The sequence below is a fragment of the uncultured Salinicola sp. genome (genome assembly GCF_937921195.1).
In the GTDB taxonomy this organism is placed as follows: Bacteria; Pseudomonadota; Gammaproteobacteria; order Pseudomonadales; family Halomonadaceae; genus Salinicola.
Genome location: NZ_CALFQK010000159.1, coordinates 1 through 20,648, shown reverse-complemented (window position 1 = coordinate 20,648; position 20,648 = coordinate 1). Strand labels below are relative to the sequence as shown.

Sequence of the window (20,648 nt, the reverse complement as noted above, 5' to 3'; positions counted from 1 at the left end):
CTGTCCGTTCTAGGATGGAATGCCCGTATTTCACAGGAAAGGAGGCAGATCACCTCGAGGATGTGCGGTATGGACGGACCTGGACGAGATGGATCTCGTCTCCGACGACCAGCCATTCGATGTCGATCGGCTCACGGTATCTCTCCTCGATACGTCTGGCGATCCGCCCCAGACGCAGGTGCATTCCGTCATCCAGGACTCGCTCTCCCGCGCGCGTGCCGCGCTCGCGGACACCTCCGTCCCTGTCGAACTCGAGGAGGACATCGTCCTCGGACAGGGAAAGGAGATCAATGCTTTCCGAGTCCTCGTCGAATCTATAGATCGCCTGCTCTGGCATCCTCCTGCCCTGGACGACCCGGATACCGAGGCCCTTCTTCGCGGAGATGAGGATACCGTTCGTCCCGTCGCTCGAGTATGCGTTGCGAGTGAGCATGACTCCCGCAGCATCGGCGTCGATCCCGCGCTGGACGATGACGGCGGCCTTCACGGCTCGATGATCGATGCCGGCGGCCTCTCGTGAGAGGAAGGCGGCATCGTTCCATATCGACCCCCAGACCTGCCTGACGGCTTTCGCGAGATCCTCGTCCGTGACGACATTGGGGACGGTGTCGTATAGTCCTGCGCCACTGAAGCCGGGAAGATCCTCGGCATTGGTCGAACTGCGCGCGAACATCCCCGCATCCCCCAGCACTGTCTGGCGGCGGGTCGATATGCGTCGCAGCACCTCGGGGGATATGGGTCGATCGAGGAAGGCCCTCCGAAGCCTGGCCAGTTCGACCTTGAGGGCGCGCCGGTCGTTCCTGATCGCTGCGTCGGCGAGCAGCTCGTCTATTTCGGCATCGAGACCGCTTTCCCGGAGGTGTCTCTCGTAATACGAGAAGGGGATGGTGAAGCCGTCCGGGACCCTGTAGGCGCCGCCCGCCTCTGGAAGGAGGGAGAAGAGGAAGCCGAGGTTCGCGGACTTGGCGCCGTATGCGAGGGAGTCCGAGCGGTCCTGATCGGAAAGCGCGGCCATCCGGTCATTCGTGAGATCGGCCTGGGGCACGAGAGGTGCCCGTTTCTTGCGGTCGCCGTCATCGTGCGCGATCTCGCGGTCGGTCGCGGCCCTGATGGAATAGGACGCGCCCTTCGCCTCGAAGACCACCTTGCGCCCGATCAGGTCCGCGAAACGTCTCCCGGCCGAAGGGTCCTGCACGTTGGGTATGCCCCAGGTCCGAGACAGGACATTGATGTGCGTCGTCGGTGAGACCGTGTTCGTGCTGATGATGCCGCCGACGGGATCGAGATCTATCGGAGTCCGGACCAGGATCACGATATCGGTCGGAAGGACCTCATCCGGATCATCCGCCTCGAACAGACGCAGCGTCCCGATCGACCGGCCCTCGTTGAAGACGAACCTCCCGTCGGCGACACCTGGTCCGTCGTCGATGGGAAGGGAGATGGCCTCGGCGACGGACCGTTGATGAGGAGATCCGGGCCGGAAGAGCAGGCGCCTATGGTAGGCGCGGCCCAGCCTGTCCATCGTGAGGGCGAGTCTGTCCGCAGTGATGGTGTCTCCGTCCCACAGTTCGACGACATCGCGCCCCGGTCCGTATCTGACGACGGAACCGAGGACGAACCGCCGCTCGTCACTCGTGTAGTTCAGATGGTTGAATTCCTCGACAGGAAGATGCGTCAGGCCTCGCTCGGTGAGATATTCGTAGTGGAATTCGGTCTCGTTGGCGTCCATCCAGATGACCGGTGTCTCGTGGCTCTGGAGATCGATGATGAAAGGCACCCGCTTGATCTCCTGCTCGCCGGACAGGGGAAGCGTGATGGCGAGTCTTGCGAAGTCGTCTTCCGTTGATATTCGATGGATGTCGACGGGATGGGCTCCGTCGCCTGCTTGCCACAGAGCGAACGCGCTGATGCTCGCAAGACCGACGAGGCCGATCCCTGTCAGGGACTTCCTCATCAGAAGTCATCCCCGGTCCAGACGGTGCGGACCGTCTGGACGAGCATGAGCGCGAGGATGAGATAGGTGAGGACCATGGCGGGGATGCCTCTGCCCAGCCTGGGAAATCGGAACAGGAGGAGCACCTTGGACAGGGAAGGCCAGAAGATGACGCAGAGTGCCGTCACGTATTCCTCGTCCGGATAATGAGCGGTCTCGAGCTGGACGAACGCGATCATGGTCATGGCGAGGAGGGTGGTCGCCGATATCGCCGCGGCCATCGTCACGGGTGATGCGTGCTGGGCCTTGGATTCCTCGATCAGCCAGAAGAGCGTGGAGGTCGCGAGTGCGAGATAGAGGAAGGGACCGATGCCCATGTCCCAGATCGTGTCGAACCCCGATTTCTTCGCGTATGCCCGAGCTATGATGGCCAATGCCGGTGTGGACCACAGAGCGATGACCGTTGCCGAGAGCATGGTGACGAAAAGGGTCGGTGCGTATGGTCTCTGCGTTCGGATCGGATCGGAAGCCTGCCTCATGGAACCGTTGTAGGATGAATGCGCTTGTCTGGCGAGGATTTCCGCACTATGAGGCGCGTCCTGCATGTTCCCGGGTAGCTCAGTGGTAGAGCGTCTGACTGTTAATCAGGGGGTCGGAGGTTCAAGTCCTTCCCCGGGAGCCATTCTCCGTGATCATCGATGACTGCCGGGCGGCTTCTCGTGCTCGCTCCATCTCGTCCTGCGCTATTCCCGCTGCCATGGCGCCGACCGCGTGACCCCGGTCGTCGTATTCGATGTAGCGCGCACTGAGCGCACGGGCCATGTCACGACCCTGTTCCACGGGAACGACGAGGTCGTCGGCCGAATGCACGACGATCGTCGGCGCCTCGTGGCGTGTCACGGCCATGTCCAGATTGTCCCAGTCGTCCCGAAGCAGGAACGCCGGATAGTATGCCGCGAAGTGTGACATCATCCGTTCCATCGTGGCGACCGGTGCGCTGAGGACGAGAAGCCCGTGGGGGAGCTGTGCCAGCTGCATTGCCGGCCCGCCTCCGAGGGAATTGCCGTGGATGACGATGTCCTGCGGATCGGTGCCGCGATCCACGAGGTCCTCGTGGACCCTGCGCATGAGCGTGCCTATGGACTTCTCGGAAGGCGTGCCGGCGAGACCGGCGAACCCCGGATACTCCGGAATGACGACCGTCCATCCGGAATAGGTGTAGGGGGCGGTGTTGTATCGGAAGATGCCGTGGTGCTCTCCGCGTCCATGGAGGTAGACGACCGTCGGCTTGTCGGGATCCCCGGCATGGACGTAGGATGCCAACTGCGTGGACTTGTCATGCGAGACGTAGCGACGGACCTCCCACCCTGCGCTCTGCGTCCAGTCCATGCCGGGGACTTCGTTCCAGTATATGAGCCTTGTCTGATACCAGGAAACGGGGAGAGCCAAAGCCAGATAGATGAGCAGGAGACCGGCCAGGGAGAGGCCAGTGACACGCGGGAGCGATCTCCTGAAGGACGCCATGCGGAGCCGACGTCGTTCGCGTTCGCTCTGACGCCATTCCCTCTCGTAGGACTTGATCTCCGCGACGATGCTGTGGGTTTCCAAGGAAGGGTCCTTTCCGCGACCCTTCTAGGATGGCAAGCCGCAAGACGGAAGTCGTGCTCAGCGACCGAAACGACCCTGGGCCTCGTAGGCCTGCGCCTGGGCACGCTGGAATCCGATGTCGCGGTCCTGGATCCCCAACGCCTGCATGACGGCCTTCTTCTCTTCCGGATTCTTGAGATTGGCAACGGGCACTCCGATGTCCTGAGCCATGCGGATGGCCTGTCCGGTTCCTCCGGTGGCCTTGCCGTCGACGGTCCATGCGACCACCAGGTCGGCAGGGCGATCGAGCTCCAGACCGACGACTTGTGGGATATTGCGCGTATGGAGGCTCTTGGCCCCGGGCGAGCACTTGTGCCAGGCGGGATGGTAGTGGGAGGCCTTCTCTTCGGCTTCTTGCCGCTTGTCCCACGGAAGCATGACCGGTGCTCCGGGTCCGCTCATGGGACGGGGCCTGCCGAGGAAGGCGTCGACATCGCGCTGCGTCATGCCCTTGGGAAGGAAGCCCTTCCACGGGACGATGACGTCGATGTTCCTGGGGTCGATGAAACCCCGCTCGAAGGCCAGATCCGCGCCGCCCGCGCCGCCCGATCGCCCACGCATGCCGCGCTTCTCTGCGGCACTCGCGATCCGGGTGAGGAGGTCCATCTCCGATTGAGGCGTCTCGCGCGAACCGATTCCGGTCACGATGGCCTGGGGACGCGAGAGAGCCTCGCGGATCGCTGCGATATGGGCATTGCCCTCGCTGCGGTTGGTCTGGGGAGCGTCGCCGCCGAGTGCCTTGAGCATGGATGTTCCTTCGGAAGTTCAGGATGGTTTCCGGAATTGTCCCATGTCCGGGGGCCATCTGTCCATCACGAAGTTCCGGAGCGCATAGGGGGTCGGCGATGCCGGATCCTCATGGATATCGCAGTGATGATCGAAAGCAGCAGCGATCCGGTCAGGAGTCCGACAAGGGCATGGGAGGAGACGGTATTCAGAGCTGCGGAGACGGATCCTGTCGTCGCTCCGGGTGTCCGCCACATGCCGAACAGTGTCGATACCCAGAGCAGGCCGTAGCCGATGGTGCTGAGAGTGAACGGCAGGAACAGGATGATCAGGATCGTCTGGGCGCACCTGTCCTCCTTGGTGGGCGCAGGGCCGATGACGGCGTATGTCCCGATGGCGCAGGCCACCAGCACCAGGAATACATCGAGGCCGCTCATGCCTGCGGGGAGGAATGCCATGCTCATGGGAGGCTTATAGGATGGCCGACTGTGGATGCAAAAAAAGGGCGGCGCCCGGAGACGCCTTTTCCTTCCCCTTCTCTGATCTACGCCTCTCGATCTCCGTCGGGTCGCCGACCGCGGGCGGAGAGTGTCTCCATGACCCTGTCGAGAGCTGCGGACCTCACGTCCTTCAGTCCCATGATCTCGGAGGTGCCCGTGATCCAGAGGTGGCAATGACCGTGGACGGTGTGGACGAGGGAGGCGGTGAGTTCCTCGATACCGTCCGCGCCTGCAGGCAGGACCGACGCGATCTCCCGGGCGACGATGGCCGTGAGCTGGGATCTCTCCTTCATCTGGTCCTCAGGGACGTCGTGATCGGTGGGCTTGTGCTCGTAGATCGATATCCACAACCGGGGATTGTCCCGGGCGAAGTCGAAGTAGGCATGGACCAGCGCGGCTATGCGATCATCGGGCTTCTCTGCCAGGGCCTTCTCGAGATGCCTGGCCCACAATCCGAAGGTGCGCGTGTTGACCGCGGTGACTATGGCCTCGGCGCTCCCCATGAGATTGAGAACGGTCGTCGCCGAGTAACCGATACCGCGTGCGACCTCGCGGGCGGTAACCGCGGATATACCGCTTTCGGCGACGATCTCGCTGCCCTTGTCGACGATGAGCGCGAGCATCTGCTCGGCCGTGTGATCTGATCTTCTTCCTCGTGCCATGGAATGTCCTCTGCCATGAAAATGGACGCTTGTCCAAAAAATAAGTGGACAGTCGTCCAATAAACGATATCCTGCGCTTCGAATCGGGAATAGCGTCATTCCCGCAGTGAGGTGTGAAATGGGTTTCGTCGTCGCATGTCTGATCGTGGCTCTCGCTGCCCTCTGGAACAGGGTCTCCTCGATGAAGAAGGAGATGGACCTCCTTCGCGCCGATCTCGATCGCGTATCGACCGGCAGGACGGGGAGCACGAAGACGGCCGTCATTCCTCCGGTAACTGTCCGCACTTCGCAGCCCATTGCGTCGCCCGTTGCGCCGGAGACGACCGTTACGGGCAAGGACGTCTCCGGCACCGGGGGCGATAGGCCTTCGCCCTGGGCACCCGCAGCGCCTCTGGTGATGTCCGATGAGAACGTGACCTCGCTGCCGGTGCCCTCCGGACCACAGAGGAAGGACGATCGAAGGGATGAGGCTGCGATTGGCTCGGGTGGGTTCGAGCATCTGTTCGGACGCACGCTTCCGATCTGGGCGGGTGGTCTGACGCTGGCGATCACCGGCATCCTCGGCGTCAAGTGGTCCATCGACGCCGGGATACTCACCGAAGGCGTGAGGGTGTTCCTCGGCGTTCTCTTCGGCCTCGGACTGATCGGCGGAGCGTTCGCCATGCGCGACAGAGACGATGTCCGCATTGCGCAGTCCCTGTCGGGAGCCGGCATCGCATCGCTCTACGGAGCGGTCCTTTCCGCTCATCTTCTATACGGTCTGATAGGAAGCGGCGCCGCTCTTTCCGGAATGATTGTCGTCACGCTCGCAGGCGGCGCCCTCTCCATGCTGTTCGGGGCTCCGAGTGCGCTGCTGGCCCTGGTTGGCGGGCTTGCTGCGCCCGCGCTCATCGGAGGCGAGGGCAATGTCCCGGCGCTGTCCCTCTATGTCATGGCGATCACGGGAGGGGCCTCGTTTCTGGCACGCCTTCAGGATCGTCTGTGGCTTGCAGGATCAGCGATGGCAGGCGGCCTGCTCTGGGCTGCCGTTGCCGAAATCGGGATGCAAAGCGGATCGATCTTCGTGGTCATGCTGGTCCTGTTCTCCGCTTTCCTCGTTCCGCTCGTATCTTCGAGGGATTCGGCGAAGGCACCCTTCGGCATTGTCGGCGCGGCGTTCGGCACTCTCCAGTGCGCCGGACTGGTCCTCTTGGGAGGCTTCGGTATCGTCCAGTGGACAGGCCTCCTTCTCGCGACGGCGGGATGTCTTTGGCTTGCCCGGAATGAGGCGTTCAGGATGCTTCCGGCCATGGCGGGCGGCGTGGCATTCCTCGTTCTCCTCGCATGGAACGACGCGGACAGCGCCGCTCTCGTCCTTCTGACGCTGCTCTTCGCAGGCCTCCATGCGATCCACGCGGCATGGCGGGTGTCCCGGTCGGAAAGCGGCATCCGTCTCGAATCCGCGCGCTTGATGGCATCGGCTCCGCTCGCCGCACTAGCGATCGTGGCTCACAGGCTCCCGGAGGCCGGCACGGTGTCGGGTGCGATCTGCGCGATCGCGGCCGCCCTCATGGCGATCAGTATCGAGTGGATCTCGAAGAGGAATCCGGATGAGGGCATGCATGTCGCCCGCCCTGTAGCGGTGGTCTTCGGTCTTCTCGCCGCATGGTGGATGGTCGGTGAAACGGCATTCCCCGTCGCGGCGGCAGGACTCGCTCTCGGTGCCTTCTGGCGCCGTGGATGGGAAGCGGCTGGCGGACTGGCGACGGGTGTCCTGACGATCTCGGTGCTGGTCGTCGACGCGGCGTGGTTCTCTTCGGCTGCAGGGTCACTTGCAGGAAGGCCGTTCCTCGTGACGGGTCTGCCGCCGCTTTCCGATCTCCTGCGCACACTGGTACCGCTGGCGGTCGTGACCGGAGTCGCGTTCATGAAGATGCGCGACGTGAACGTCATCGTGTCGCGCTGCCTGGTCCTGCTGGGCGCCTCTGCGGGGCTGGTGCTTGCGCACTCCCTGTGGAAGCAGGTCTTCGCCATCGACGGAACCGAGGCGTTCATCTCCTTGGGGATGGTCGAGAGGACGCTGTGGCAGTTCATCCTCGCCGCCGGTGCCGTGGCGGCCTTCCAGTTCGACCGGCGTCTGTCCGTCGCGCTGGGTGGCATGTCGTTGCTGCATTTCGGCTGGTTCACTCTGCTGATTCATGATCCGGCGTGGAACATGCAGCAGGTGGGGAGCATGCCCCTGTTTAATCTGATGAGTCTCTCCTGTCTGACCGCCCTTGCGCTCCTTCACCTCGCAGGCAGGATCGACCTCCTTCGACCCATGGAAGTCGCTCGCAACGTGGCGCAGATGCTGCTCATCACGATGACGGGTCTGCTCGTGTTGCGTCAGGCGTTCGCCGGATCGCTCATGGCGTCCGCGACGGTCTCGCAAGCGGAGGACATCGTGCGATCATTGCTGATCGTGTTGATCTCGATCGCGTTCCTCCTCCATGGACTGCGGAAGCAGGCCCTGCCCTGGAGGATCGGCAGCCTGCTCCTGATGCTGGCCGCGGTGATCAAGGTGTTCATCTTCGATGTGTCGGGTCTCGACGGACTGGCACGCATCGCCTCGTTCGCGGCTCTGGGCTTCTCGCTCATCGGGGTTGGCTGGCTCTACGCCAGACTGCTTCCCGAGCGCAGTTGATCCTTCTTCGAGATTTCCATCCTATAAGCACCCTGCAACGAACAGGAACACCACATGTCCGCTCCTTCCGCCTCCCTCCTCCTGCGCCGACGCTTCGGGCCGCTCTTCACGGTCCAGTTCCTCGGCGCGTTCAACGACAACCTGCTGAAGTTCGCACTTCTGTTCCTGGCGAACTACGCGCTGGTCGGAATGACGCCGATGTCGGCCGAGATGCTGGCGATCGTGGCGACGGGAGTGTTCATCCTGCCGTATTTCCTGCTTTCTGCGATGGCCGGACAACTGGCGGATTCGATGGACAAGACCCGGATCGCCCGCATCCTGAAGGGAGCGGAAGTACTCATCATGGGCGTGGCCCTTGCGGGCTTCGCGCTGGGTTCGGTCTGGACCCTGCTCGGATGCCTGTTCGCGATGGGAGTACATTCGACGTTCTTCGGGCCGGTGAAGTATGCGATCCTGCCGCAGCATCTGCGCAAGGACGAGATCATGGGCGGGACGGGCCTGGTCGAGGCCGGCACGTTCGTCGCGATCCTCATGGGACAGCTGGCAGGCGGCCTCCTGTCCGCCATCGACGCGGCGGTCGTGGCGTGTCTGGCCGCGGCGATAGGCTTCATCGCCTCGATGCTGATGCCTGCCGCACCGTCGCTCTCGAAATCGACCAGGGTCGACTGGAATCCGTGGAGATCGACCATGCAGGTCCTGGGGCGGGCCCGCGAGGTCCGTGGAGCATGGCTTGCGATCCTCGGCATCAGCTGGTTCTTCGCGGCCGGCGCGGTCCTGTTGGCGCAGTTCGCACCTCTCGTGAGCGGGACCTTCTCGGCGCAGGCGTCCGTCGTCACCATGCTCCTGCTGGTATTCTCCCTGTCCGTCGCAGCCGGTTCCGTGATCGTCGGTAGGATCCTCAAGGGCGAGGTGTCCGCCAGGACCGTGCCTGCCTCCGCGATCGTCCTGGCGTTCTCCCTCATCTCCCTGTGGGCAGCGGGAGAGGCCTTTTCCCCCATGACGCGCAATGCGGATGTCTCGCAGTTCGTCGGGAATCCGGGATCGCTCTGGATCATAGTCTCGCTCGCTGCTGCAGGCGTCTCCGGCGGCATGTTCATCGTGCCGCTCTACGCCATCCTGCAGACGGCCACGCCCGCCGAAGGACGATCGCGCATGATCGCGGCCAACAATGTGGTCAATGCCGGAGTGACCGTGCTGGTCGTGGGTGCCTCGGCGCTCCTGCTGTGGCTCGGAGCATCCGTAAACGGGATCGTCGGAGCTCTGGGATTCGCCACGCTCGCGGTGGCGTTGATCTCGTGCTGGCTCCTGCCCGATACGGTGCTGAAGGGTCTGTTCAAGGCGGTCTTCCGCATCCTGTTCCGGGTGGAGGTGCACGGAGCCGACAACATGCCCGGCGCAGGCGAGAAGGCGGTCGTCGTGGTCAATCACGTCTCGTGGCTGGACGGCCTCCTGCTCGCCTCGTTCCTTCCCGGCAAGCCTACCTTCGCGGTGAACACGCATGTCGCGGGAAAGTGGTGGATGAAGCCGGCGCTCAAGCTGTTCGACGCCTTCCCGGTCGACCCGACGAATCCGATGGCCGCCAAGGCGATGGTCAAGGCGGTCCGTGAGGGCCGGACGTTGGTGATCTTCCCCGAGGGCCGCATCACGACGACGGGCGCGTTGATGAAGGTGTTCGACGGTCCGGGCATGGTCGCCGACAAGGCCGATGCACCTCTGGTCCCCGTGAGGATATCGGGAGCGCAGTTCTCGATGCTGTCCCGCCTCAAGGGCAAGGTCCGCCGTCGGTGGTTCCCGAAGATCGATCTGACGGTGCTCGAGCCGCGTCGTTTCGAGACCGGTGACGAAGGGCTGTCCGCGAGGGAACGCCGCGCGATCGCCGGACGGCGTCTCTATGACGAGATGAGCGGGATGATCTACTCGACATCCGGCGGAGTGCAGACGCTGTTCGAGGAACTGAGGAATTCGACCGAACTCCACGGTTCGGACACGAAGGTGATCGAGGACGTGCAGCGCCAGCCGCTGTCCTATGACAGGCTGGTGACGGGGTCGCTCGCTCTGGGCCGTTTCCTTTCGCGTTCGACGCGGGAAGGCGAGGCCGTCGGTGTGCTGCTACCCAATGTGTCGGCGGTTGTGGTGACCTTCTTCGGCCTCCAGGCTTTCGGCAGGGTTCCGGCCATGCTGAACTTCACGGCCGGTCGCAGCGGCATGGAGGCGGCGTGCACCGCCGCGGAGATCCGGACTGTCGTGACTTCCCGCGCCTTCGTCGAACAGGCGAAGCTGGAGGAGATCGTCCACGCCCTCGAGATGATGGGCATCGTGTTCGTCTGGCTCGAGGAGGCCAGGGGTCGCATCGGTCCGGCCGAGAAGGCGAGGGCGTTCGTGGAGGCGCGCATGCGCGGGCTGACCGGGTCGTTCCATTCGCGCCGACCGGAGGATCCGGCGGTGATCCTCTTCACCAGCGGGTCGGAAGGCGTCCCGAAGGGGGTGGCCCTGAGCCATGCCAATCTGGTCTCGAACTGCCGTCAGCTCGCATCGCGCATCGCCTTCGATTCCTCGGACATCGTGATGAACGCACTGCCGGTGTTCCACAGCTTCGGCCTGACGGGAGGCACGCTTCTGCCGATCCTCTTCGGTATCAGGACGGTGCTCTATCCGAGCCCGCTCCACTATCGTCAGGTCGCGGCCTTCTCCTACGATGCGAACGCTACCATCCTGTTCGGGACGGACACCTTCCTGTCGGGCTATGCCCGGGTGGCGCATCCGTATGACTTCTATGCGATGCGCTACGTCTTCGCGGGCGCCGAGAAGGTTCGCGACGAGACGAGGCGGACGTGGAGCGACAAGTTCGGCCTGCGCATCCTGGAGGGCTACGGTGCGACGGAGTGCGCGCCGGTGATCGCGGTCAACACGCCGATGCACTTCCGGGCAGGGACCGTCGGTCGCATGCTTCCGGGAATGGAGGCGCGGCTGGACGACGTTCCGGGCATCGGGGAGGGCGGCAGGCTGTCGGTGCGCGGACCCAACGTGATGGCCGGATACATGAAGGTGGACCGGCCCGGCGAGCTCCAGCCGCCCGAGGAGGGATGGCACGACACGGGAGACATCGTCACGATCGACGGGGAGGGCTTCATCACGATCAGGGGGCGCGCCAAGCGGTTCGCGAAGATCGGCGGCGAGATGGTCTCGCTGCCGGCTGTCGAGGCCAACGCCGCCCGCATCTGGCCGGATGCAGAGCACGCCGTCGTGACCCGCAGGGATCCGCGCAAGGGCGAGGCTCTGGTGCTGTTCACGACCGGCAGGGATGTCGATGCGCGTAGCTTCGGTGTCTGGGCGAAGGAGAACGGGGTCACCGAGCTCTCGGTCCCGAAGGACATCAGGATGGTGGACGAGATCCCCGTCCTGGGAACGGGCAAGCGGGACTACGTCACGATGTCCCGCCTGGCGCAGGGAGAGGAAGAGACGGTGGCGGCGTGACGGGGACCGTGCCGCCACCTCTCCTCGGACTGGTCGGCGAGGCGATGGCCATGCGCCGCAGGCTTCTCTTCTCTGGAGTAGTGAATGCAGGACCCATGGCTCCGGATGAGGGTCGCCCCGTCATCATCTTCCCGGCCTTCATGGTGCATGAGGTCTTCTGCAGGCGGCTGTGCCTGTCCCTGATCTCGGCCGGATACGACGCACGGACGTGGGGCATGGGCCTCAATCGTGGCCTCGAGCCGGACATGATGGTGCGCCTGCAGGATCTGGTTTCTGAGACGCATGATCGCACGGGTCGCAAGGTTGCGCTGGTCGGCTGGAGTCTGGGAGGACTGTTCGCCCGCGAGGTGGCGAAGACCATGCCCCATGCGGTCGAGCGGGTGGTGACGATGGCATCGCCCTTCTCGGGGGACCCGCGGGCCAACAACGTGTGGCGCATCTACGAATGGAAGACGGGTCACCGCGTGGATTCGCCGCCCATCGATGTCGAGCTGTCGCGCAAGCCGCCCGTGCCTACGCTTGCGCTGTGGTCCCCCAAGGACGGCGTGGTCTCTCCGGATTGCTGTCGAGGAGCCCCCGGCGAAAGCGACCTGACGATCGAGGTCGACTGCAATCACACCGACTTCGTCAGTAACCGTCGCGCGATCTGCGCGCTCCTCGAGGCTCTTTCGATCAAAATCGGATGATCATCCGATCGCCGGGAGGACCGGCGCGAGGACGAGTTCGCGGAGCATGAGACCCAACGGAGCGAGCCAGGGAACGAGCGCGATGGGCCCGAGGAGACTGAGGCTTCCGAGGAGGAGACCCCACGAGAGGACGGTCAGGACGACGACGCTGGCGAATTGGATGCCCGGTGGATACCTGTCCGGTGCCGGGTCGAACATGAAGCGATCGGGGACCGGATAGGTCTTCCCCGAGGAGGTCATGCAGGTCATTGTCTTCTCCCGTTGTTGTCATGTCATTGTAGGATGATATCGGAGGGATAATGAACCTTTCCGGTATCCTGGCGGATGTGGATGCAAAAAAGGGGGCGTCAGCCCCCTTCCAGTGCCTCGATGTCCTCCGGGTGCCAGTTGCCGATGCTCTGCCGCTTGGGCATGCCGGCTTCGACATAACGAATGAAGTGCCTCGAGGCGTAATGTCCGAAGCGGCTCCATGGAAGATGGCGACGCTCTCCTGTCGGGGACACGGCATAATGCTCGTCATACCAGAAGCCGTCGCCGTCCTGGTCCTGGTCGATCTCGTGGGTCCATTCGACGCCGTCGGGATCGATCGCAGTGGTCTTTTCCATCTCTCGTCTCCTTTCGGTGTTCCTTCCGTTCATCAGGATCTTCCGAGCATCCTCGACTTGAGGTCGATCTTCTTGCTGGTCTCCACGCGCCCACCGGAACTCTCCTGCACCTTTCGGGCCCGGGCCTCCTGGTCGACATAGGGCTTGAACAGCACGTCGTATTCCGACGGACTGGTGAAGTTCCCTTGTCCGTTGAAGCGTGGACGATAGAGCGAAAGTGTCTTTTCTGCCCTGGAAACAGCGACATACGCGATGCGGAGCTCTTCGGCGTGATCGTCCTCGTTCTGGGCGAAGAGCGACGGTAGACCGCCCTGTACGAAGGCGGGAATATGGACGTGCTTCCATTCCAGACCCTTGGCGGAATGGATCGTGGAGATGGTGACCGGGTCCTCCTCGGTCTTCTCCCTCTGCCCCGTCCGGTCACGGTCCATGGATGCGTCAAGCGTGATGGTGGTGAGGAAGCCTTCCATGGTCGGATGCTCCTCCGCGATCAGCAGGACGGCTTCGAGATCGCGCTCCCGGCTGCTCCAGTCCTCGTCCCAGATGGACGCCCAGACCGGCCGCATGACCGCCATCGCCGACTCGAGACCCTCGGCGACGAGCTGGTTCGCCGCGACGGCCTCGATCGCCTCGGCGAGGGTGGCGAGTTCGGTCTTCCGCTTTTCTCCCTCTTCGCGCAGGATGGAGCAGGCCTCGTCGAGTGTGAAGGCGGTCATGGTGCGGGCAGCGATGGATTCCGCCGCCTTGGCGCCGATCTTGCGGAAGCGAGACAGCATGCGCAGCCAGGCGGGCTCGTGGCCGATGTTGACCGAGATGCGCCCGATCGAGAGGAGGTCCTTGATGTGTGCGGCCTCGTCGATGCGGACACCGCCCTTGACCGTGTGCGGAATGTTGCGGCTGATGAACTCCGTCTCGATGCGACGGGCGGAGGCTGTCGATCGGACGAGGACCGCGTGGTCGCTGATCTCCCCGCCGTTGGCCTTGTCGGCCAGGATGGCGTCGGCGATGGCCGCCGCCTCTGCCGAGTTGTCGGTCACGTCCACGATGACCGGACGCTTGCCGTTCGGACGGCCGGCCTTGAGGGTCCTGTCGAACCCGATGTCCATGCGCCCGTCGATCGCGTTGACGAGTTCGATGATCTCCGGCGTGGAGCGGTAGTTGATCTCCAGCGGGAGGATCTTGGTGCCGGGGTAGCTCTCGCGGAAGCGCGTCATGGTGGCGGGGGCACCGCCGCGGAAGCCGTAGATCGACTGCGAGGGATCTCCGACGATCATGACGTTGCCGTTGTCTCCGACCAGGCCATGGACGATCTGGAGCTGGAGCTCGTTCGTATCCTGGTACTCGTCCACCATGACGTAGTCGTACTGCTCGCGGATCTTCTGGCCGATCTCGTCGTCCTCGAGGAGCATGGCGAGATAGGTCAGGACGTCGTCATAGTCGATGAGGCCCTTCTCGATCTTCATCTCGACGAGTGCGTCCCGGACCTCGCCGATCTCGTCGGCCAGTTCGGCATAGTCGGGATACCGTCGTTCGATGACCTCCGCGATCGGCATGCGAGTGTTGGTCGAGTAGCTGATCATCTTCGCCACGGTCGAGGCGCGAGGCCAGTTCTTCTCGCCGCCCTTCAGGGGCTCCATGGCGCGCTTGACGAGCTCCGCCACGTCGTCCTGGTCGAGCATCGTGAATTCCTTCTCGAGGCCGAACACGTGGGCGTTCGCATTGATGATGCGGATGCCCCAGGAATGGAAGGTGCCGGCCGTGAGGAACTCCGCCCGCTCGTCCGCCGATCGGGCCCGCGCCATCATCGTGTTGGCCGCAGCGCGCGTGAAGGTCAGGAGCAGGATCCGTTCGGGCTTGATGCCTTCCTGGAGGAGAGCCGCGGACCTCGCCGTGAGAACGCGCGTCTTGCCCGCTCCCGGACCCGCGATGACGACTGCGGGTCCATGCCTGTGCGCCACGGCGGCCGCCTGCTGCGGATTAAGTCCGTCTAGGATGCTCATTGATCTGCCTCGGTTGTCTTGAATGTGGATTGTAGGACGAAGGGATCCGGATGACCAAGGCCCGACGTATCCTTCGTCTGACCGGTGTCGTCTGCGCGGGTCAGGCGGCTTTCCTGATCACCACGTCGTGGTTGAAGGCGTCCTCGATGACCGTCCGGAACCCGGGCGCCAGGCGCGGATCGTACATGACGGCGGCGTGGCACCAGTTCACGATGACAGGCACCTGCAGCCCACGCGGTGTGCGCAGCGTCCATGTGTGACCGACCCTTCCGGTGACTTTCTTGCTCTTCTGCGTGAGCGCCTCGTCCGCCTTCTGGCCGAGGGCCATGATGATGCGCGGCCTGACGATCTCGATCTCGCGCATCAGGAAGGGCCTGGAGATCGCCAGCAGCGTCGCATTGGGGTTGTTCTTCTTCGCCTTCCAGGGGCTTGCGCAGCTGATCCAGCATTCCTCGACATCGCGGCCCTGTGCCGCCATCTCGCTCCGCAGGACCTGCCCTGCGGGCCCGCAGAACGGGATGCGGGTCTCGCTCTCGGTCCATGCCGGCGACTTCCCGAGCAGCATGAGCGGGGAATCGTCAGTGCAATTGGATCCGGCCCGCGATGGAAGAGGTCGGGTCGCGCACAGTTCGTGCTCCTTGAAGCCTTCGATGGCGGTGGCGAGCTGGTCGAGCGTTTCGCAGGCGTCTGCAGCCGCGATGGCCGCCTGGACGGCCGGAAGATGTGACAGGTGGAACTTCATGATGTCATCCTTGGGTTGGAGTTCTCTCGAGGGTGCGGACCTGCGTCCGGATCAGGCGGCCCTTCGGAAGGTCCAGGTGTCCGCGTCGCTGTCCTCCTCGTCATAGACGTAGCCGTCGTAGTCGAAGCCCTTCATCGCATCGATGTCGGTGATACGGTTGTCGATCATCCAGCGGGCCATGGTGCCGCGGGCGACCTTCGCGTGCATCGTGATGAACCGGTCACCGGTCATGAACCTGATGTCGATGATGCGCACATCATCGGGGAGCCGGCCCTTGATCGAGGCGTAGTATTCCTCGCTGGCGAGATTGAGGATCGTGCGATCGCCGTTCTCGTCCATGTCGTCGAGCAGAAGATCGGCTACGGCGGTGTCCCACCAGATCGAGAGCTTGTGATCCTCGGGGAAGCGCTTGGTCCCCATTTCGAGACGGTAGGGACGCATCAGGTCGAGAGGACGCAGGGCGCCGTAGAGGCCTGAGAGGATGCGCAGATGGTCCTGTGCGAAGAGGATGTCGTCCTCGTCCATGCTCTTGGCGTCGAGGCCGGTGTAGACGTCTCCGTCGAACACCTGGATCGCGGGTTTCTCGTCCTGGTTCTCGAAGTCCTGCCAGCGACCATGGTTGAGCTCCGCCAGCGCCTGGCTGATCTTCATCTTCGACATGAGATCGTCGACGCTCATCTCCTTCCCACGCGCGACCAGCCGATCGGTGCGCTCATCGAGACGCGGCCGAGTGGGGGTCGGCATGCTGCGTTCGGTCTCGTAGTCGAGGCTCTTGGCGGGCGACAGGATCGCGATCATGGGAAATTTTCCTTTCTCAATGAAATTCTCGTTATTCTCTCACTCAGGAGAGCGATCGAGGTGCGGCTTCCAGAGGAAGGAAGGCGCACTCGGTCTCCAGCATGATGCGCCGGAGCGAAGGAGGCTGCTTCTCGGTGCCTGTTCTGACGACGGTCCAGGCGGGATCGATCAGAGGATGGTCGATTATCTCTCGCAGCCGTCTTCCCTCCATGGCCATGACCATGGAGCCCGGGACATGCTGCGAGAGCAGGACACCGGGACCGCGATCGACGGGGAGGGTATTCCAGTATATCCCTTCGGCCAGTCTTATGTTGGCCCTGACCATTCCGTCCTTGAGACTGTATCCAGCGATGCTCCTGTCGAGTTCAGGGGAGGAGGCCTCGAACGAGGGTGATCCTGAAGAGGCCTCGTGCTGCAGTCTGCGGACGAGATCGTGGCGCTGTGCAGGCCGCAGGAGAGTGGCCATGAGGGGGTCGATGAGGATACCGGTGTCGGCCCTCATCCTCCTGAGACGTCCCTGTCGCTCTGCCCATGCGGCAAGAGCACCCTCCTTGCCCACCCATGGTTCGCCTGCGGATGCTCCCGGAGCATCGGGACGGAAGTGTCGCTTCACGATCCGTCCGATGAGTCCGTCGTCGAGTTCCGTTACCTCGAATTCGATGGTCGGGAGGACGAGATCCCTTGCAGGGGCCATCGACTGCACACGCATGGAATGGAGGTCGATGCCCTCCCGATCCAATGCGCCGGACAGCATCTCGGTCGCTCCTCTGAGGAACGCCAGGTTCTCGGGCAGTCTCTTGGCGAGATTGTCCAGACAGAGAGCGAACAACTCGCCCTCCTGCTCCTGTCGCCCGGTCTCGGCGTTCCCTATCGTGATGTTGTCCGCGCTGTATCCGTCGATCCCGTCCACCAGAATGTGCTTTCCGCCATTCCGTTTTATCCGGGGCAGCAGATCCTTTCGATCCGGCTGCAACGCGAGGAAAGCGCTCGCGAAGGGGTGGCGGATGTCCATGGCGACCTTCAGCCCGATACGAGCGAGGATTCCAGCTTCCTAGCCTCCTCGGGACTGGCCACCTCGAACATCGGGTGGGAGACCCCGTCCTTCTGGACCTCGAGATCGTGGATCGAGAACAGTCCTCCGAGTGTCCAGTTGCAGCCGGGAACCCTGCGGGGAGCGGCATCGTCCTTGCGCGGTGGAGGGCCTGCGTCGTTCCAGCGCCCGACGCACGAGAAGCCGATCTGGCCTTCGATGCTGTCTTCCGGGCATCCCTGCTTCCTGAGAAGCGCCTTGGACTGCACGGTGCCGCATGCCGGGCACTTCACGGCCGCATGTTCGGGCGAGGACACACCCTGACCCTTCAGCTCCGCATGGAACTCTTCGAGAGCGATCTTCCTCATGCGTCTTTCTCCATTCTCTTTTTCATCCTACAATCGTGTCCTGACAGGAGGACAACGTGAAACCCATGGATTTGCTCTTCACCTTCCGCGGACGCATCTCCCGGATGCCGTTCTTCCTCGGAAGTCTCGCGATCGGCGCGATCTGGCTCTTCCTGGTGACGATCGGGATCATCGCCGCCTTCGGCATGGCTGACATGGATGGTGCATACGGCATGGATCAGCTTGTGAGGCTGTTCAGCGCTGGAGCAGTGGTATTCCTCCTGTTGACGCCCTTTTCCTCGTTCTCGCCTACTCGAACGTGTGCCTGGTGGTTAAGCGTCTGCACGATCTGGGTGCCTCTGGCTGGTTCGCGCTGCCCCTGATCTTCGGCGGCTTCATGCTGCTGCCCCTGATCATGATCAGCCCGGAGGTCTTCGTGACGACGTTCAACATCTTCGGTCTCGCCCAGCTGGTCGGTTATCTGGTCTTGCTTTTCATGCCGGGCCAGAGCGTGGCCAACTCCTATGGAGAGGCGTTCCATTGAAGCATGGAGTGGCGTCAGTCGCCGCCGCATCCTCCCCCGCAGGAAGATCCGCACGAGGATGTCGATGCGTCCGCAACCGAGCAGTCTGCGTCTGGAGTATGCCCACCGTATGATGGAGCCGTCGGCGATGCACAGGCATAGGCCGGACTGTCTGCGGAGGCGATGAGCCACAGGGCCGCGAGATCGACTCCGTCACCGTCATCGTCCCTCCTGCGGAAGATATCGGCGATCCTGTGCTCGGGCTTCGGCCAGACCAGTGGGGTAGGCTCACGTCCGAAGACCCGCTTGTATAGGGCCCATGTGTGCTTGTACTGCCTGCGGTGCCTTTCCTTGTCGCCATCGGCGCCCGGATCGTGGTGAAGACGTTTGCCGATGATCTCGGTCAGGACATCCTGGTAGTGGCGGGTATGCAGGATGTGTTCGTGCCATGCGATGTCCACGGCCTCCGGAGGCGTCATCGTCATGTCGGAGACGGCGCATAGCAGGAGGAAACAACGGTATTCGAAGTCGACAGCCTTGGCTGTGGCCGCATTCCATCCCGTCTTCCCCATGAGGCGCTGATGGAAGTCGGAGGAGATGTTCATGTCGATCAGATCGCGATAGACGGTCCGGACGTTGTCTCTCATGTGTTTTCCTCTCGTTGGGACCTGATGATACCACCGACTCCTCTTCGGGAGAACGAAGAACGGCACCGACCGCAGGGATCGATGCCGTTCAGCCCACCGGAGGACAGGGACGGGATTGCCCTTCCGGAAGATCAGTCGACGGTGAGGTCGAGATAGGCCTTGATGCCTCCGTTGTTGTGGCAGGTGACGGGGCGATAGTGGAAGTCGTAGAAGTTGATGTAGCCTCCCGCTCCTCTGGCTGCCGCCTCGTTGACCAGATAGTCGCACAGACCGTCATCGACTGGAGCGGTGTAGTAGGTCTTCCCACTGCGGACCGTGAGGACACCGTTGTCGGGGAGTGCACCCTGGAAATCGGGCTTCGAATGGATCGCGTAGGTCCCGCCGTTCTGCAGGATGGCGGCCCGCATCTTCTTGCGCTCCCGTTCGATCACGGCCTTCTGCTTGGCGCGGTACTGCTCGGAGATGTCGAACTGGTAGTAGTAGTCGCTGTACTGGTTGTACCGTCCGCACCACTCGGGTGTCACTGAGCGGGTGTTGTAGAAATTGCCGTCATTGGTCGAGTCCCTGAACCATCTGCAGAAGCCTTCGGTGGGGAAGTCGATCCTCAGGCTGACCGGTCCATGGGTCCAGCTCGCGATCTTCCATTTCGAGTCGGTGAACCCCTGCATGTCTGGATCGACGCCACCGCCCGAGCGGAAGACGTTGAGGTCGAAGCCCGAATAGGACCCCGCCATGAGGGCGTTGAATACGTTCGTCGCCTCTCTCTTGAGCTTGGCCTGCTGTTGTTGGCGGTAAGGCGTCGTGATATTCCGTTGGAAGCGCCAACCCTGGGATTTCGAATACCAGCAGTAGGAGGGATACTGGTATCCGGTATCGTACTGGTTGGCATTGATGCCCTGGTTCCCGCGGTACCAGGTGCAGAGACCCCCATGTGGGACCTGCGCCTGGATGTGGACGTAACGACCCACTTCCGAGATGATCCATGGCGTAGTGGTCTGCCCGTTCATCTGCGGATTGTAGCCGCCATAGCTCGACCAGAAGGTCTCGATGTCATAACCGTTGTAGCCCTTCTGGGCCATGGAAGCGGCGATCTTGTCCGCTTCGCTCTCGAGGAAGCCGATCTGCTGCTGTCGATAGGTGTCCGTGATTTTGCGCACGTAGGAGATGGGCATGTTGCGACCCTGGTAGCACTGCTCCTTCTTATCCTGAGGCATGGCATGGAAGGTGTTGAGGCCGCCCTGTGCGTAGTAGCCGATCTCATAGCATGTCGCGGCGTCAGGCAGCGTCTGCCGGTAGAACACGTTCCCGTTGTCGTATTCGAGAACATCGAGGAAGCTGGTGGAAGAGGCGGCGAAATCGATGGGAGGATTCCCGATATCCTCCAGGGACTTGAAGCGCTGCCCGGTGAGGGGCACGCGTTGCTCGACACAAGCTCCTGCCGCTCTTACGTAGGCGGCTCGCTGTGCGCTCGTTCCGACAGGCATGCTGCCGAGATTGTTGCAAAGGGTCGCGCGAGCAAACACGTCCTGTTCGGTTGCGACGCCTCCGGGCGCGACCTCTCCGATGCAGCACGGCTCGCGTCCACCGAGACGGCCGTTGGGCGAGTCGGTGCCGTCGCAGCGATAGACGCCCGTGGAGGTGTTCGCCGCGGGAAGATCGAGTTGCT

20 protein-coding genes and 1 tRNA gene are annotated in these 20,648 nt (G+C 63.0%); 6 read left to right on the top strand and 15 right to left on the bottom strand.

The annotated features are described in order from the left end of the window. Nucleotides 1-49 precede the first annotated feature (49 nt). On the bottom strand, nucleotides 50-1,954 hold the full coding sequence (locus tag Q0602_RS17815; protein ID WP_298846086.1) for a PEP/pyruvate-binding domain-containing protein: 1,905 nt from the start codon (nucleotides 1,952-1,954) through the stop codon (nucleotides 50-52). Continuing rightward, nucleotides 1,954-2,310, bottom strand: a complete 357-nt coding sequence (locus Q0602_RS17810; RefSeq protein WP_298846083.1) for a hypothetical protein — start codon at nucleotides 2,308-2,310, stop codon at nucleotides 1,954-1,956. Before Q0602_RS17810 ends, Q0602_RS17815 begins: the two co-directional genes overlap by 1 nt. 230 nt (nucleotides 2,311-2,540) lie before the next feature. On the opposite strand from Q0602_RS17810, the gene Q0602_RS17805 reads away from it, so the two are divergent. Continuing rightward, a tRNA-Asn gene (locus Q0602_RS17805) sits at nucleotides 2,541-2,615 on the top strand. Here Q0602_RS17805 and Q0602_RS17800 read toward each other — a convergent pair. From Q0602_RS17800 to Q0602_RS17785, 4 genes are all read right to left on the bottom strand, one after another. Then, on the bottom strand, nucleotides 2,594-3,541 hold the full coding sequence (locus Q0602_RS17800; RefSeq protein ID WP_298846080.1) for an alpha/beta fold hydrolase: 948 nt from the start codon (nucleotides 3,539-3,541) through the stop codon (nucleotides 2,594-2,596). The genes Q0602_RS17805 and Q0602_RS17800 overlap by 22 nt on opposite strands. 57 nt (nucleotides 3,542-3,598) lie before the next feature. Then, nucleotides 3,599-4,327, bottom strand: a complete 729-nt coding sequence (locus Q0602_RS17795) for a hypothetical protein (RefSeq protein WP_298846077.1) — start codon at nucleotides 4,325-4,327, stop codon at nucleotides 3,599-3,601. Between the two features lie 65 nt (nucleotides 4,328-4,392). Further along, nucleotides 4,393-4,770: a hypothetical protein gene (locus tag Q0602_RS17790; protein WP_298846074.1), complete on the bottom strand. Its 378-nt coding sequence runs from the start codon at nucleotides 4,768-4,770 to the stop codon at nucleotides 4,393-4,395. A gap of 80 nt (nucleotides 4,771-4,850) precedes the next feature. Continuing rightward, a complete protein-coding gene (locus Q0602_RS17785; protein WP_298846071.1) occupies nucleotides 4,851-5,468 on the bottom strand; it encodes a TetR/AcrR family transcriptional regulator in 618 nt (205 codons plus the stop codon). 118 nt (nucleotides 5,469-5,586) lie between these two features. Here Q0602_RS17785 and Q0602_RS17780 point away from each other — a divergent pair, with 118 nt between their 5' ends. The 3 genes from Q0602_RS17780 to Q0602_RS17770 are packed head-to-tail and all read left to right on the top strand — an operon-like array spanning nucleotide 5,587 to nucleotide 12,290. Beyond that, nucleotides 5,587-8,130 carry a DUF2339 domain-containing protein gene (locus Q0602_RS17780; protein ID WP_298846068.1) on the top strand — a complete coding sequence of 848 codons (2,544 nt, stop codon included), beginning with the start codon at nucleotides 5,587-5,589 and terminating at the stop codon, nucleotides 8,128-8,130. Between the two features lie 54 nt (nucleotides 8,131-8,184). Next, entirely contained in the window at nucleotides 8,185-11,604 is a 3,420-nt protein-coding gene (locus Q0602_RS17775; protein WP_298846065.1) for an acyl-[ACP]--phospholipid O-acyltransferase, read from the top strand. Between the two features lie 44 nt (nucleotides 11,605-11,648). Further along, nucleotides 11,649-12,290, top strand: coding sequence for a hypothetical protein (locus Q0602_RS17770; RefSeq protein ID WP_298846062.1), 642 nt, complete (start codon nucleotides 11,649-11,651; stop codon nucleotides 12,288-12,290). Here Q0602_RS17770 and Q0602_RS17765 read toward each other — a convergent pair whose 3' ends face one another. From Q0602_RS17765 to Q0602_RS17735, 7 genes are all read right to left on the bottom strand, one after another. Further along, the gene (locus Q0602_RS17765; RefSeq protein WP_298846059.1) at nucleotides 12,291-12,539 is read right to left on the bottom strand and encodes a hypothetical protein; all 249 of its coding nucleotides are present in this window, start codon (nucleotides 12,537-12,539) and stop codon (nucleotides 12,291-12,293) included. Between the two features lie 98 nt (nucleotides 12,540-12,637). Continuing rightward, nucleotides 12,638-12,895, bottom strand: a complete 258-nt coding sequence (locus tag Q0602_RS17760; protein WP_298846057.1) for a hypothetical protein — start codon at nucleotides 12,893-12,895, stop codon at nucleotides 12,638-12,640. 32 nt (nucleotides 12,896-12,927) lie between these two features. Next, nucleotides 12,928-14,895, bottom strand: coding sequence for an ATP-dependent helicase (locus Q0602_RS17755; RefSeq protein ID WP_298846054.1), 1,968 nt, complete (start codon nucleotides 14,893-14,895; stop codon nucleotides 12,928-12,930). 100 nt (nucleotides 14,896-14,995) lie between these two features. After that, nucleotides 14,996-15,637, bottom strand: coding sequence for a uracil-DNA glycosylase family protein (locus Q0602_RS17750; RefSeq protein WP_298846051.1), 642 nt, complete (start codon nucleotides 15,635-15,637; stop codon nucleotides 14,996-14,998). A 51-nt stretch (nucleotides 15,638-15,688) separates the two neighbouring features. Continuing rightward, nucleotides 15,689-16,435, bottom strand: a complete 747-nt coding sequence (locus Q0602_RS17745) for a peroxide stress protein YaaA (protein ID WP_298846045.1) — start codon at nucleotides 16,433-16,435, stop codon at nucleotides 15,689-15,691. Nucleotides 16,436-16,478: 43 nt separating this feature from the next. Continuing rightward, nucleotides 16,479-17,447: a hypothetical protein gene (locus tag Q0602_RS17740; protein ID WP_298846042.1), complete on the bottom strand. Its 969-nt coding sequence runs from the start codon at nucleotides 17,445-17,447 to the stop codon at nucleotides 16,479-16,481. Between the two features lie 8 nt (nucleotides 17,448-17,455). Further along, nucleotides 17,456-17,833, bottom strand: a complete 378-nt coding sequence (locus Q0602_RS17735; protein WP_298846039.1) for a VVA0879 family protein — start codon at nucleotides 17,831-17,833, stop codon at nucleotides 17,456-17,458. Nucleotides 17,834-17,889: 56 nt separating this feature from the next. Here Q0602_RS17735 and Q0602_RS17730 point away from each other — a divergent pair, with 56 nt between their 5' ends. After that, nucleotides 17,890-18,195 (top strand): hypothetical protein, encoded by a 306-nt coding sequence (locus Q0602_RS17730; protein WP_298846035.1) that lies wholly within the window; start codon nucleotides 17,890-17,892, stop codon nucleotides 18,193-18,195. After that, entirely contained in the window at nucleotides 18,132-18,356 is a 225-nt protein-coding gene (locus Q0602_RS17725) for a DUF805 domain-containing protein (protein ID WP_367276989.1), read from the top strand. Before Q0602_RS17730 ends, Q0602_RS17725 begins: the two co-directional genes overlap by 64 nt. 14 nt (nucleotides 18,357-18,370) lie before the next feature. On the opposite strand, the gene Q0602_RS17720 is transcribed toward Q0602_RS17725, so the two are convergent. Together Q0602_RS17720 and Q0602_RS17715 are read right to left on the bottom strand one after the other, a co-directional pair. Beyond that, a complete protein-coding gene (locus tag Q0602_RS17720; protein WP_298846028.1) occupies nucleotides 18,371-18,982 on the bottom strand; it encodes a hypothetical protein in 612 nt (203 codons plus the stop codon). A gap of 131 nt (nucleotides 18,983-19,113) precedes the next feature. Then, nucleotides 19,114-20,648, bottom strand: a 1,535-nt coding sequence (locus Q0602_RS17715; protein ID WP_298846025.1) for a hypothetical protein, incomplete at its 5' end; no start/stop codon positions are given.